The sequence below is a fragment of the Mesorhizobium sp. CNPSo 4689 genome (assembly GCF_057784325.1).
Map to the genome: position 1 here is coordinate 120,947 of NZ_JBWLUZ010000012.1, position 12,510 is coordinate 133,456.

A 12,510-nucleotide genomic window follows, 5' to 3' on the forward strand; every position below is an offset into this window, starting at 1 on the left:
CTCCCTTGGACGCTTGACGGGTTCTATCCGGCGAACGGCGCGTCCACGACGCCGCGCACGCCGGGTTTGAAAGCGAAGAGAGAGCCGGCCGTCGGCTCGGCGGCGATCTGCTCCCGCGTCGCCTCCAGTCGCGATGTGGTGATGTAGAGAGTCTCGAGTTCAGGCCCGCCGAAAGCGCAGCAGGTCGGCTTTAACACCGGCACCTCGACCACCCGGTCGATGCTCCCGTCGGGCAGGATGCGGACGACTCGCCGGCCTTCCCATTCGGCATTCCACACGGCGCCTTCAGCGTCGACGCACGAGCCGTCCGGAATGCCCGGCTCTCCCTTGAAATCGTTGAGGACTTGTCGGTTGCCTGGAACCCCGGTGCCCGGATCGTAGTCATAGACCCAGATGGTTCCGACGGAGGTGTCGGCGAAATACATGCGGCGCCCGTCGGGCGAGAAACAGGTCGAGTTGGCGCAGCCAACGCCGGTAATGATCGTCGTTACCGATTCGTCGGGATCGATCCGCAACACGGTCGACTTTTCCGGTCCGGAACCCTCGTTCATTCCGCCAGCGATGAATCGGCCCTGGCGATCCGTGCGGCCGTCATTGAGGCGCGTCGCCAGTTTGTCGGGCTCGAAGCGATGGATCGTCGCGAGTTCGCCGGTGCCGGGGTCGAAGAACGCCACCTCCTTTGCGAGGGCGAGAATGAAACCGCCTTTCTCGCGGGGCGCGAAGCAGCAGACGCGGTCCGCCATGGCGATTGAACCCGAAGCACCTGATGAGGGTTCGAGCCACCACAGACGCTTCCCGTGGATGTCCGTCCACCAGACCCGGCGGTCATGGTGGTTCCACAGAATTCCCTCGCCGTGCAGGTTACGGCAGTCGAGCGCGAGCTCGGCTCTGTCCATGTCTCCTCCCCGGAGCACGTACCTTGGCTTCGTAACGGGCCGTCAGCGAAGCCGCTTCTTGTTGCCGAACTTTCTGGTGTCTGGTATATCACCTTGCAGATGGCAGGCAATACCAAAATCAGCGGCCGGCTTCCCGTCGCCAGGATCAAGCGACCCAAATCGCTTGCGGAAACCGTGCTCCACCAGCTCCGCGAGTCGATCGTCCACGGTGACCTCACGTTGGGTCAGCCTCTCTCTGAACGTCAGCTCGCCGACGATCTCGGCGTGTCGAAGACTCCCGTCAGAGAGGCGCTCGCCCAGCTCCGCGCCGAGGGCCTGGTGCTGATCTATCCGCAGCGCGGCGCCTTCGTCTTCACGCTGAGCGCTCGCGAGGTTCATCAGATCTGTGAATTCCGGAGTGCGGTAGAAACGGCGGCGCTGAGGCTCGCCATCGCGCGCGGCCCCGATGGCTTCGCGGCGGAGCTTGAAGACATCGTGCGCGGCATGGCAGCCGCGCAGCGGCAGGGCGACCGGCGGCTCTATCTGTCCCTGGACACCCGCTATCACGCGGCCTTCTTCGAGCACTGCGGCAATAGCTATCTCCGCGACAGCTATGCGCGCTATGTCGGCAAGATCGCTGCGCTCCGGACCCACCTTGCCGGCAAGCCGCTACACACGAAGCTGTCGTTCCAGGAGCATCGACAGATGCTCGACACCATCCGGCGTGGCGACGCAGACGCAACGATAGCGGTTCTGGATATCCATATCGGACGGACGCGCGAGACCTATTCCAACGGAATCGAGGACATTGCCGCCGCGGACAAAGGAATTCCGGAGGCGAGCTGATGGCGGCACCGCTCCTCGAGCTCAGCGGCATCACGAAGTGGTACGGCACGACGCGGGCCCTTGACGACGTCGATTTCGATCTGAGGCAGGGCGAGGTGCATGCGCTTGTCGGCGAAAATGGTGCCGGGAAATCGACACTCCTCGCCATCCTCTCCGGTGTGGTCGCGCCCGACAAGGGTACGATCAACATAGACGGGCGGGCGGTCACCATTAACGACCCATCCAAAGCGCAGGCGCTCGGCATCAGCACAGTCTTCCAGGAGCTTAGTCTCGCCGGTGCCCTAACGGTCGCCGAGAACGTCTTTGTCGGCCGAGCTCCGACGGCCTGCGGGGTCATACGCTGGAGCGAGCTCCGGCAGCGGACCCGGCAGATCCTTTCCCCCTTCGGCATCGAAATCGATGTCGGTCGCCCGGTTGACCGCTTGCCCGCGGGTACGCGCCAGCTTGTCGAGATTGCCAAGGCACTGTCGCTCGACGCTCGCATCCTTCTCCTCGACGAGCCCACCTCGGCGCTCACCTCCGATGAGGTCGCAGCGCTGTTTGACATCATCACTCGGCTTAAGACCCGGGGCATCGGCATCGTCTATGTGAGCCATCACATGGCCGAGGTCTTCCGGATCGCCGACCGCGTCACCGTGCTGCGCGATGGCCGAAGGATGACCACGCGCGCGGTGCCGGAGACTTCCATTGACGACGTCGTGCGCGCCATGGTCGGCCGGAACCTCGAAATCTTCGCAGCCGAGTCGGCGCTCGTGCCGGGTCCGGTGGCGCTTGCAGTCCGTGGCAACGGAGCCATGGGCAAATCTCGACATCTCGAGCTTGAAATACGGTTCGGTGAGGTCGTCGGTCTCGCGGGCTTGATGGGATCGCGCCGCAGCGAGCTTGCACGCAGCCTCGTCGGCCTGCGGCAGCCGTCTGGAGGAACTGCGATCGAGATCAAGGGCCGTCCGACGCGCCTGCGTGGTCTCCGCGACGCGATGGCCCGCGGCATCGCCTATGTGCCGGACGATCGCAAAGCGGAAGGCCTGTTCCTGTCGATGTCGGTCACCGATAATTTCGTCGTGACTGCGCTTCGTCGGTTCGCGCGGCTCGGTTGGATTGAGAGGGCGGCGGCGACGGCGGCGGCGGGTAGGGCGGTCGAACGCTTCCGGATACGAGTGCCGAGCCTTGCGGCGGCGGCTGGAAAACTCAGCGGCGGCAACCAGCAGAAACTGATGCTGTCGAAGTGGCTTGCGAGCGACCCGGCGATCGTCGTGATTGACGAGCCGACCAAGGGCGTCGACGTCGAAGCGAAAAGGGAGATCCACAAGGAAATCCGCCGCCTCGCTGCTGCCGGTAAGGCGATTCTCTTGATCTCCTCTGACCTCCCGGAGCTCTTCACCATCTCCGATCGGATCGTCGTCATGCGAGAGGGACAGATCGTCGGCGATCTCCCGACACGTTTGGCAACGGAAGAGCGCGTAATGGCTCTTGCCTCCGGCATCGGTCACAAACGCGAAGGGGAGGCGGCCTGATGAGCGTCGACGAGGTCGGTCGGTGGCCTTCGCGTGTCGGCAGCCGTGTCCTTCGGCGCTTCGTCGAGACGCGCGAGTTGACGCTCCTGGTTCTTATCGTTGCGATCATCGTCGGAATGTCGCTGGCTTCGCCGGTCTTCCTGTCGCTGGCGAACTTCCGTGCGATAGCCATCGGCATGGCGCCGACCGTGATCATCGCCGTGGGCATGACGGTGCTCCTGGTCTCTGGTGGATTCGACCTCTCGGTCGGCTCCGTGCTGGCGCTAGCGAGCACCGTGACGGCGCTTCTTCTGTTAAGCGGCGCCTCCATCCCGCTGGCGATTCTTGGTGCGCTTGCTCTTGGCGTCATCATCGGCCTTGCCAACGGCATCGTCGTCACCAGGATCGGTGTCAATCCCCTGGTCGCCACTCTCGGCTCGATGTCGATCGCCCGCGGGATCGCCTTGGTGCTGACCGAAGGATTCTCGCTCAGCAATCTACCGCCGGCCTTCGGGTGGGCCGGCCGCGCCGAGATTCTCGGCCTGCCGTTTCTTCTTTGGGTTGCGCTCGCACTGGTGGTCGTCTTTGACCTCGCCATGCGGCATGGAAGCTTCTTCCGGCAACTCTACTACATTGGCGCGAACGAGAAGGCGGCGCGTCTCTCGGGTTTGGCCGTCGATCGCGTCCGCACACTCGCCTACATGCTGAGCGGACTGCTCGCCGCGCTTGCCGGCATCCTCCTCGCCTCGCGGCTGATGAGCGGTACGCCTACTGCCGGCAACGCGCTCGAATTGCAGGTGCTCGCAGCCGCCGTGATCGGCGGCGCAAGTCTGCGCGGCGGGGAGGGCACCGTCCTGGGCGCGTTTCTCGGCGTCATCTTCGTCGCCTTGATCAACAACGCCATGACCATGCTCGCCGTGTCGATCTACTGGCAGATGATCGTCACCGGCGCCGTTCTTGTCCTGGCCGTTGCGCTCGACATGCTGGTGCGCCGCGGCGACGGGTAAGCCAAGGGCCCATTGGGCTCCAATCGAAGAAGGGAGGAAAGTGATGACGACACTCGATCTCGACCGCCGCAGCCTGATGAAGCTCGGCGGCATTGGCCTCGCCGGGACGGGGCTCGGCCTCGTACCCCAATTCAGCGATGAAGCGCTCGCCCAGGGCGAGGGCATGGAATACGTGTTTCTCTCCTGCGTCACGCAGGTGCCGTTCTGGGTCGACCACCGCAAAGCCCTCGAAGACGCCGCCAAATCGCTGAACATCAAGACTAGCTTTACCGGCCCGCTCGACTTCGACACCGCCGCCCAGGCACGGCAACTCGATGAGCTGATCGCGCGGAAGCCGGCCGGCCTCCTGATCTTTCCCGGCGACGCCGCAGCACTCGCGGGCGGAATCGACCGCGCCGTCGATGCCGGAATTCCGGTCGCTATGATCATCGGCGACGCGCCGGGCACCAAACGCGCCGTGTATCTCGGCATCTCGAACCTCGAAGCCGGCAAGGTCGGGGGCAAGATGCTTGCCGAGGCGATCGGCGGCAAAGGCAAGGTGATCCTGGGTTCGTTCCCCGCGCCTTCGGTTCTGGAGCGGGTCGAAGGCTACAAGGCCTACTTCAAGGAATCCGCGCCTGAAATCGAAGTGGTCGATGTGGTCAACGACAAGGCGGACCCGTCTTATGCCCCCACGGCCTACAGCCAGTCACTTCTTGCTCACCCTGACGTGGTCGGTATCGGCGGCACCGACGGCGACAGCGGCAAAGGTGCTGCCATTGCGGTGAATGAGACCGGCCGCCAAGGCCAGGTCAAGATTGTCGCCATGGACCGGAACGACGACATGCTTCCCTACATCGAGGACGGAACCATCGTCGGTGCCGTCGTTCAAAAATCCTATGTCGAAGCGTTTCTCGCCGTGCATCTGCTTCATTGGCTGAACACTGACGGGATGAAGGTCGTGCCGGACTACAAGGCGGCCGGCGTCAACCCCTTGCCGGAAAAGGTCGAGACTGGCGTGATGCGCCTCACCAAGGATAACGTCGCTCAATTCAAGCACTGAGCGACGGGCCGGGCCGCGGACCCTCCGTGGTCCGGTGGGGTATAACACCGCTGACCAGGTCACTCGAGATGGCCTAAGCTCCGGACGGAATCAGGATCTACGCCCTCGCGTGGGGCTGGATAGCGACGCCGCTGACGAAGCTCGGCCGGACGATCTGGAGCAAAGCCGAAAGAGCTGTCTGTACGATTATCTTCTAGAGCCTACAGCTACGCCCCTGACCGTCGAAAACATGAGCGTCGGCCGGGTCGAAGCGGAAGCGTACAGACGAGCCGATCGTTATCGGCGGTTTGCCTTGCAGTTCCACAGTCACGAGCTGGGGCAGGCCGTCGACCTTGAGATAGAGCAAGCTAGTGCCGCCGAGCCGCTCGACGAGGACGGTCTCCGCCGCGATGCCCTCATTGTCGACGAGCGAAATGGCGTTGGGACGCACGCCGATCTCCGCAACCTCGCCTGACCGGAGGCGCAAGCGTTCGCGAATGGAAAAGAGCAGCTGGCCGTTCGCGGTAAGTCGAAAGCCGGCGCCGTCGCTCGCCCGTTCCACGTCGACTGGCAGGAAGTTCATCTTCGGCTGGCCGAGAAAGCCGGCAACAAAACGGTTGGCCGGCCGCTCATGGAGATCGAGCGGCGCGCCTTCCTGGACGACCCGGCCCTTGTCCAGGATAACGATGCGCTCCGCCAGCGTCATGGCCTCGACCTGGTCATGTGTCACGTAAATCATGGTCGTCTGGAGCTGCCTGTGGAGCCGAGCCATCTCGACACGCATCTGCGCACGCAGATCGGCATCGAGATTGGACAGCGGCTCGTCAAAGAGAAAGACGTCGGGCTTGCGCACGATCGCGCGGCCGATCGCGACCCGCTGCCGCTGGCCACCGGAGAGCTCTCGCGGCCGGCGCGCAAGAAGCTCTTCGATCTGCAATATGGCCGCCGTCTCCGCGACCTTCCGGTCGATCTCGGCCTTGTCCGTGCCAAGCATCTTCAGGGCAAAGCCCATATTCTCGGCCACGCTCATATGTGGGTACAGCGCGTAGGACTGGAACACCATGGCGATGCCTCGGTCGGCCGCCGCAACCGCGTTCATCGGCTTGCCGCCAATGCTGAGCTCCCCCGAACTGACGGATTCCAGCCCGGCGATCATCCGGAGCAAAGTCGACTTGCCGCAGCCCGAGGGGCCGACGAAGACGACGAACTCGCGGTCGTGCACGGTCAGCGACACGTCGCGCACGGCCTCGACACGGCCAAAAGTCTTCGAGACGTTCTTCAGTTCGACGGACGCCAAGTCACGACCCCTTCGCAGCGACGGCCCACATTTCGATCTCCACCAGGAAGCCTGGGAGAAGAGCGGACCGCACGGCAGTGCGCACGGACAGGGGCTCTACAATTACCTTCTCGCAGGGGGCGTTGAAGCGCGCCCAATGGCGAAGGTCGGCGAGATAGACGTTGACCTTGAAGACGTCGCGCAGCCCGCAATCAGCGGTGCCCAGCTGCCTTTCGCAGTTCTGCAGCGTCGCGGCGGCCTGCTCCTCGATCGTATCGCCCACGACATTGCCGTCCATATCGACGGCGACCTGGCCGGAAATGACGACGAGATGACGGGCGTCCACCTGCAGCACCGGCGAGTAGGGCCCGGCGGTTACATGCTGGGTCGCGCCGCGCGGGCGGCTCTTCAGCGGATGCAGCGCTTCGTTACCGATTGTCTCGTCCATGATGCTATCCCTTGACCGAGCCGTTGAGCAGGCCTTCGACGACAAAGCGCCATACGAGGACGACCAGCACCAGGGTCGGAACGATTGCGATGAAGATTGCCGTGTTGAGCAGGCTCCACGAGACATCGGTGTTGCGCGCCAGGGCAGCCATCACCACCGATACCGGCCGGGTGGCGGCGTCGCCGGACAAGACCATGGAGAACATGAATTCGGAATAGGAGAGCATGAAGGCAAACAGGCCGGTCGCGCCGATCGACGGCAAGGCGAGCGGCAACGCGACGCGCAGGAAGGCCTGCAGACGACTGCAATGGTCGAGGACTGCAGCCTCGAACAGCTCCTGCGGCATCTTGCGGAAGAAGACGGAGAGGATCAGCACGGTGAAGGGCAGGGCCTTGGCCGTGTGGACGAGTATGATCCCGATCCGGGTTCCGGTCAGCCCCAGGCCCTCGAGCATCATGTAGATCGGGGTCACCAGCGCTATCGCCGGAACCAGCGGCGACAGGATCAGGAACATGAAGCTGAGCTTCTTTCCGGGAAATGCATGGCGCGCGTAGATGAAGGCTGCAGGTGCGCCGAGGAGCATGTTGAGCAGCATTGCGCTCAACGCAATGATCGAAGAATTGACAAGGCTCTGCGGCACCTGGCGCGCGGCGTCCGAGATCATCGCGCGGTTGGCGCTTGCCTGCCGGTAGGATGCCGGCAACTCGCCGGTGAAGATATAGCGATAGCTTTCGAGGCTCGGTCCCTCGGAAAGAACGCTGCGGTTGGGGTCGAGCAGAATGCGGTCCGGTACCAGGCTGCCATAGAGCGCAAGCGCCACCGGCCCACCGGTGAAGAGCAGGATCAGCGCAGCGAAGAGGAAGGTGAGCAGCGGATTGCGGTGGCCTGGCATCTCAGTCGCCCTCGAACAGGTCGGACGGCAACGCGCGGGTGATCGCCAGGATCATCACTGCGGAGATCGCCACGACGATGAAGGCGACCGCCGAGCCCGTGCCGAAGTCGTACATCGAGAAGCTTTCCTTCCAGATCTGGAAGGAGAGCAGCGTGGTGGCCGTGCCGGGCCCGCCGCCGGTCATGGCGTAGACGAGGTCGTAGGTCGTGAAGGCCGCCAGGGCATTGTAGATCAAAAGCACGACGAACATCGACTTGATCTCGGGAAAAATCACATGGCGGAAACGCCTGACCGGACTGCGGCAATCGATCGCTGCGGCTTCAAGGGTCTCGGAATTGATGGCCGAAAGCGCCGCCATGATGAGCACCACGGCGAAGGGGATCTGAGTCCAGACATGCGCCACCACGACTGAGATCAGCGCGAGCTTCGGCGAGGTAAGCCAGGGAATGGAGCCGTCGATCGCCCCCATCGCGCGCAGCGTGCCGTTGAGCACGCCGAAACTGGGATGGAACACCCAGATCCACAGCACCGCGCTGATTGCCCCAGGCAGCACCCAGGGCAGGAGCACGATCGAGCGGACGATCTTCGAGCCGAAGAACCGGCGCTGGAGGAACAGGGCGGTCAAGGTGCCGAGCACCACTACCAGGGGGGCGGCAATCGCGGTGAAGAGCAGGGAATTGTAAAGCGCATCGAGGAAATAACCGCTCTTGACCACGCGGACATAGTTGTCGATGCCCGTAAACGGCGTGTCGGGGAAAAGCAGCAGCACCGAATGCATGCTGGTCCACAGCACATAGGCGATCGGATAGATCGTCATCAGCGCGACCGGCAGCAGCGCCGGCAGGAGCCAGATGGCCGGAAAGCGTTGCGTGGTCCACATGGGCAGGTCCGCTTTTCAGTTGGACGGCGAGCGGCCGGGCAACTCGCCGCTTTTATCGCGGACCTAGCGGCTGGCGAACTGTTCCCGCATCTGGTTCCAGCGCTCCGCGCCGTCCTTCATGACCTGCTCTACGGGAGCTTCGCCGACCATGGCCTTGGCGAGCAGCGGGCGGAAATAGGCCGACCATTGCGAGCCCCACTCCGTCCAGGTCCCCGCCCGCGCCGTCGCGACCTGCTGCTTCAGCGTCGGCACGTCGATCCATTTGCCCCAGGCTTCAATGACCGATTGGTCCTCGAACAGCGGAAGCTGCCCGAAGCCGAGGCCCTTCTCTGCGGCCCAGCGCTTGGCGACCGTATAGGGCTTGCCGGCCATGAAGTTGATGAACTTCCAGGCGGCTTCGGCGCGTGCCGGATCGGCCGCCGTCTTCGCCGTCACCGCATAGAATTTCGAGAAGCCGAGCGTGGTGTGCGCCTCACCCGGCATAGGCGCCAGAGCGAACTGGCCAGCGAGCGGCTGGTCGGCCGCGTTGTTCATCGCCGCCAGCACATAGTTGAAGACGACGGTGAAGGCGTGCTGGCCGGTGTTCATCGCGAGGATGATCTTCGACTCATGCGTTTCTGGCTGTACCAGCCCCTTGGAGAAGGCGTCGGCAAGCCACTGCAGTTGCTTGTAGGCGCCGTTCTCTGGATTGTCGAAAGCGGCCTTCTGCTCGGCATCGAAGAGTTGCGCGCCGCGGCCATAGGCCTGCGCCACGAAGGCGTCGAAGAAGTTCGGGAGCTCCTGATTGTATTCATAGGAAATCGGATGCTCCATGCCGCCAGCCTTGAGCTCTTCGGCAGCCGCGGTTACCTCCTCCCAGGTCTTGGGCGCGGCGATGCCCTTATCCTCAAGGATCTTCTTGTTATAGATGAAGGAGATCGTATCGGCGTAATAGGGAAGGCCGTAGAGCTTGCCCTTGTAGGTCATGTCGCTCAACGCAAAGCCGGCAATGTCCTTCTTCAGGTCGTCCACCGCGCCTGCCGGCGCGATGTCGTCCAGCGGCGCCACGAATCCGCCTGCGGCCCAGGCTGGCAACCAATCCTGACCGCCATAGATTACGTCGGTGGGTGTACCGCCACGAAAGCGCAGGACAAGGCTGTCCTGATAGTCCGGCCAGGTGTAGTCGGTGACCTTTACCTTGATACCCGGATTGGCTGCCTCGAACTTCTTGACGTTGTCCTGAATGGTTTCAAGGGAATAGTTCCAGACCACGAACTCCAGCGTGATGTCCTCGGCCAGGGTCGGATTCGTCAAGAAAGCGCTGGAAGCCAGCACTGCAGCGGTCAACAGCTTACAGAGTTTCATCGAGACTCCTCCCTTCGCCTCGGCGCACCTTCGAGCCTTTATCCGCCGGCGCAACCATCAAATGGTCGTTGACTCAGGGCTCAGTGGTTGGACAATATGAACCGATCAGGATCAATTGCAACCTATTTGAATGGCTTTTGGAGACGTAAGCGCGCCAGGATTTTCGATGATGCGCCGTCCGACTTTAGGAGATGGATCAAATGCGGTGGGAAGAACTGAGCTCTCCGGATGTCGCATCGCTTGATCGGGAGCGCACCGTGGTCATGCTGCCGTTGGGCTCGGTCGAGCAGCACGGCAATCATATGCCACTCGGTACCGACACCATGCTCGCCCATGCCGTTTCCTTGGCGGCGGCGGAACGAGCCCGCGACGCCGTGGTGCTGCCGCCACCCTGGTTTGGCTTCTCGGTGCACCACATGCGTTTCCCCGGCAGTGTCACGTTGAGGGCTGAAACGCTGATCGCGGTGGCGGAGGACGTCGTCGCCTCGTTGGTGCAGCACGGTTTCCGCCGCATCCTGATCGTCAACGGCCACGGCGGAAATGCCGGCGTCATCGATCTGTTGGCGTCCACGCTCGGATATCGGCACTACGGGGCCGCCAGGATCGCCGCACTCACCTATTTCCATCTGGCACGTCAGGCGATCGCGAAACTGAGGCGATCGGAGCCCGGCGGCATGGGCCATGCCTGCGAATTCGAGACCGCGATGGTCCAGCATCTGCGCCCCGATCTGGTGAGGATCGAAAAGGCCGACGCGACCTATCCGGATCCTGGATCGCCGTATCTGACGACCGATCTCTTGGGGTCATCTGCGATCCGCACCTATCATGATTTTGCGGACCTCTCGTCAAAGGGCACGCTCGGCGACCCTCTCCTCGCCAGCCCGGAGGCGGGTTCGGCCTTCTTCGAAGCCGTCGTCGGCGCGCTCTGCGCCTTCATCGAGGATTTTCGTGGCTGGCGGATTCCGGAATCGCCCAAATAATCCAGCGCCTCGAGGTCGGTGTGATCGGGCTTGGCTCTTTCGGCCTGCGTCATGCGTTGATCTATGCCGAGCGTCTGTCTGCATCGGTTGAAGCGGGCCTGCGCGTTGATGTCGAGTGCTGATTGCTCCAGATTGCGCACGAATGGTTGACTTGTGTTGACTGATTCTGCTTCTTGCCAAGAGTTTCACGGGACCTGACCTTCGATGGCGTACTCCGCAGCATCGCCGGAACTGACGGCGATAACCACCAACGACCGGGCGACGCCGTCGCTCATCTACCGTTCGCTGCTGCGCGGCATCAAGGATGGCCTCATGGTCCCCGGTGCAAAACTGCCCAACGAGCGCGAGCTCGCCCAACAGCTCGGGACCAGCCGCACCGCCGTCCGCAGCGCTCTAGCCATGATGGAACGGCAGGGGCTTGTGCACCGGCGGGTCGGCAGCGGCACTTTTCTGGCCGACGATGCGCGCGACGTTTTCAGCCGAATGGACCAGACCAATGCCGCGAGCCATGAGGCGGTCCCTTCTTTTGCCGAAATTGTCGAAGGTCGGCTGCTGTTCGAGCCGGCGATGATGCACCTCGTCGTGACGCGTGTCGACGACGACGAGATTTCTGAGATGCGGCGAACCCTAGGCGAGATCGTCTCCGCGCCCAGTTGGGAGGATTTCAAGGAGAGCATCTACGCGCTGCATCGGCAGATGTTCGCCAGCACGAAGAACAAGTTTCTGGTGCAGATCATGAACAGCATTTTGAACGAGCGGCGGGCGGTTCATTTCGACGGCCGCAACACCGATAAGCCGGCGCCAGAGCCGGTGCGGAAGCAGACCCACAAGGACTTGCAGCTCATTGTCGACGCGATCGCCGCCCGCGATGCGACGCGCGCCGAGCAGCTAGTCTCCGACCATCTAATGCGCTCGCTCGCCACGGTCAACATCTGGCAGTAAGCCGTTACAGAGCCGATGGGATCGATCGGTCGCCGTTTCTGTTGAAGCCGCTGCCGTCGACCAGCCGGAATTGATGGGTCCAGCATCAGATGGGACCCGCTCAGGGGCGAAAGCCAGGGATTTCAGGTGTCAGCGAGTAGCTTTCCGTTGCTTGCTGTGCTTTTTGCAGTACCGCCAGAGCATCTCCAGCCTTCCAGGTGTCGGAGAGAGGGCTTCTCAGTCGGCGGCCCTCCGAGGTCGGCTCGATCGTCCAATCGATCCGGATCGAGCCCTTGTCATTGGAAAACGCACCGTATTTCACCGCATTGGTCGCGAGTTCGTTGAAGGCGATCCCAAGCGCCAGCGAGGCCTTTGTCGGAGAGGCGGATGTTGTCGCCGGCAATCACCAGGCGCTCGGTCCGCCCATCGGTGACGCCGAACGGTTCAAGTGCATCGTGGAGGACATCGAGCAACCCGGCGCTGTGCCAGTTTTCGCGGGTCAGCAAATTGTGCGATCGGGAGAGCGC

Annotated in this window: 13 protein-coding genes; 6 read left to right on the forward strand and 7 right to left on the reverse strand. The window is 62.9% G+C overall.

The annotated features are described in order from the left end of the window. Positions 1 to 23 precede the first annotated feature (23 nt). Positions 24 to 896 carry an SMP-30/gluconolactonase/LRE family protein gene (locus AC04SI_RS18050; RefSeq protein WP_123149326.1) on the reverse strand — a complete coding sequence of 291 codons (873 nt, stop codon included), beginning with the start codon at positions 894 to 896 and terminating at the stop codon, positions 24 to 26. Between the two features lie 99 nt (positions 897 to 995). On the opposite strand from AC04SI_RS18050, the gene AC04SI_RS18055 reads away from it, so the two are divergent. The 4 genes from AC04SI_RS18055 to AC04SI_RS18070 are packed head-to-tail and all read left to right on the forward strand — an operon-like array spanning position 996 to position 5,263. Further along, positions 996 to 1,721: a GntR family transcriptional regulator gene (locus AC04SI_RS18055; protein WP_404284696.1), complete on the forward strand. Its 726-nt coding sequence runs from the start codon at positions 996 to 998 to the stop codon at positions 1,719 to 1,721. Next, on the forward strand, positions 1,721 to 3,235 hold the full coding sequence (locus AC04SI_RS18060; protein ID WP_404284672.1) for a sugar ABC transporter ATP-binding protein: 1,515 nt from the start codon (positions 1,721 to 1,723) through the stop codon (positions 3,233 to 3,235). The genes AC04SI_RS18055 and AC04SI_RS18060 overlap by 1 nt, the downstream gene beginning before the upstream one ends. Continuing rightward, the gene (locus AC04SI_RS18065; protein ID WP_404284674.1) at positions 3,235 to 4,221 is read left to right on the forward strand and encodes an ABC transporter permease; all 987 of its coding nucleotides are present in this window, start codon (positions 3,235 to 3,237) and stop codon (positions 4,219 to 4,221) included. The genes AC04SI_RS18060 and AC04SI_RS18065 overlap by 1 nt, the downstream gene beginning before the upstream one ends. Positions 4,222 to 4,264: 43 nt before the next feature. Beyond that, entirely contained in the window at positions 4,265 to 5,263 is a 999-nt protein-coding gene (locus tag AC04SI_RS18070) for a substrate-binding domain-containing protein (RefSeq protein WP_404284676.1), read from the forward strand. A gap of 193 nt (positions 5,264 to 5,456) precedes the next feature. On the opposite strand, the gene AC04SI_RS18075 is transcribed toward AC04SI_RS18070, so the two are convergent. The 5 genes from AC04SI_RS18075 to AC04SI_RS18095 form a co-directional block, all read right to left on the reverse strand. Beyond that, positions 5,457 to 6,539 carry an ABC transporter ATP-binding protein gene (locus tag AC04SI_RS18075; RefSeq protein ID WP_404284678.1) on the reverse strand — a complete coding sequence of 361 codons (1,083 nt, stop codon included), beginning with the start codon at positions 6,537 to 6,539 and terminating at the stop codon, positions 5,457 to 5,459. Position 6,540: 1 nt separating this feature from the next. After that, positions 6,541 to 6,966, reverse strand: coding sequence for a RidA family protein (locus tag AC04SI_RS18080; RefSeq protein ID WP_404284680.1), 426 nt, complete (start codon positions 6,964 to 6,966; stop codon positions 6,541 to 6,543). Positions 6,967 to 6,970: 4 nt separating this feature from the next. Next, positions 6,971 to 7,858, reverse strand: a complete 888-nt coding sequence (locus AC04SI_RS18085) for a carbohydrate ABC transporter permease (protein WP_404284682.1) — start codon at positions 7,856 to 7,858, stop codon at positions 6,971 to 6,973. Between the two features lies 1 nt (position 7,859). Continuing rightward, positions 7,860 to 8,738 (reverse strand): carbohydrate ABC transporter permease, encoded by an 879-nt coding sequence (locus AC04SI_RS18090; protein WP_404284684.1) that lies wholly within the window; start codon positions 8,736 to 8,738, stop codon positions 7,860 to 7,862. A 63-nt stretch (positions 8,739 to 8,801) separates the two neighbouring features. Beyond that, on the reverse strand, positions 8,802 to 10,082 hold the full coding sequence (locus AC04SI_RS18095) for an ABC transporter substrate-binding protein (RefSeq protein ID WP_404284686.1): 1,281 nt from the start codon (positions 10,080 to 10,082) through the stop codon (positions 8,802 to 8,804). A 200-nt stretch (positions 10,083 to 10,282) separates the two neighbouring features. Here AC04SI_RS18095 and AC04SI_RS18100 point away from each other — a divergent pair, with 200 nt between their 5' ends. Together AC04SI_RS18100 and AC04SI_RS18105 are read left to right on the forward strand one after the other, a co-directional pair. After that, complete coding sequence (locus AC04SI_RS18100; RefSeq protein WP_404284688.1) at positions 10,283 to 11,062, forward strand: creatininase family protein; 780 nt, start codon at positions 10,283 to 10,285, stop codon at positions 11,060 to 11,062. Between the two features lie 204 nt (positions 11,063 to 11,266). Further along, positions 11,267 to 12,004 carry a FadR/GntR family transcriptional regulator gene (locus AC04SI_RS18105; RefSeq protein ID WP_404284690.1) on the forward strand — a complete coding sequence of 246 codons (738 nt, stop codon included), beginning with the start codon at positions 11,267 to 11,269 and terminating at the stop codon, positions 12,002 to 12,004. 275 nt (positions 12,005 to 12,279) lie between these two features. Here the strand turns inward: AC04SI_RS18105 and AC04SI_RS18110 are convergent, their stop codons facing one another. Then, positions 12,280 to 12,489: a hypothetical protein gene (locus AC04SI_RS18110; protein WP_488474590.1), complete on the reverse strand. Its 210-nt coding sequence runs from the start codon at positions 12,487 to 12,489 to the stop codon at positions 12,280 to 12,282. Positions 12,490 to 12,510: the final 21 nt, after the last annotated feature.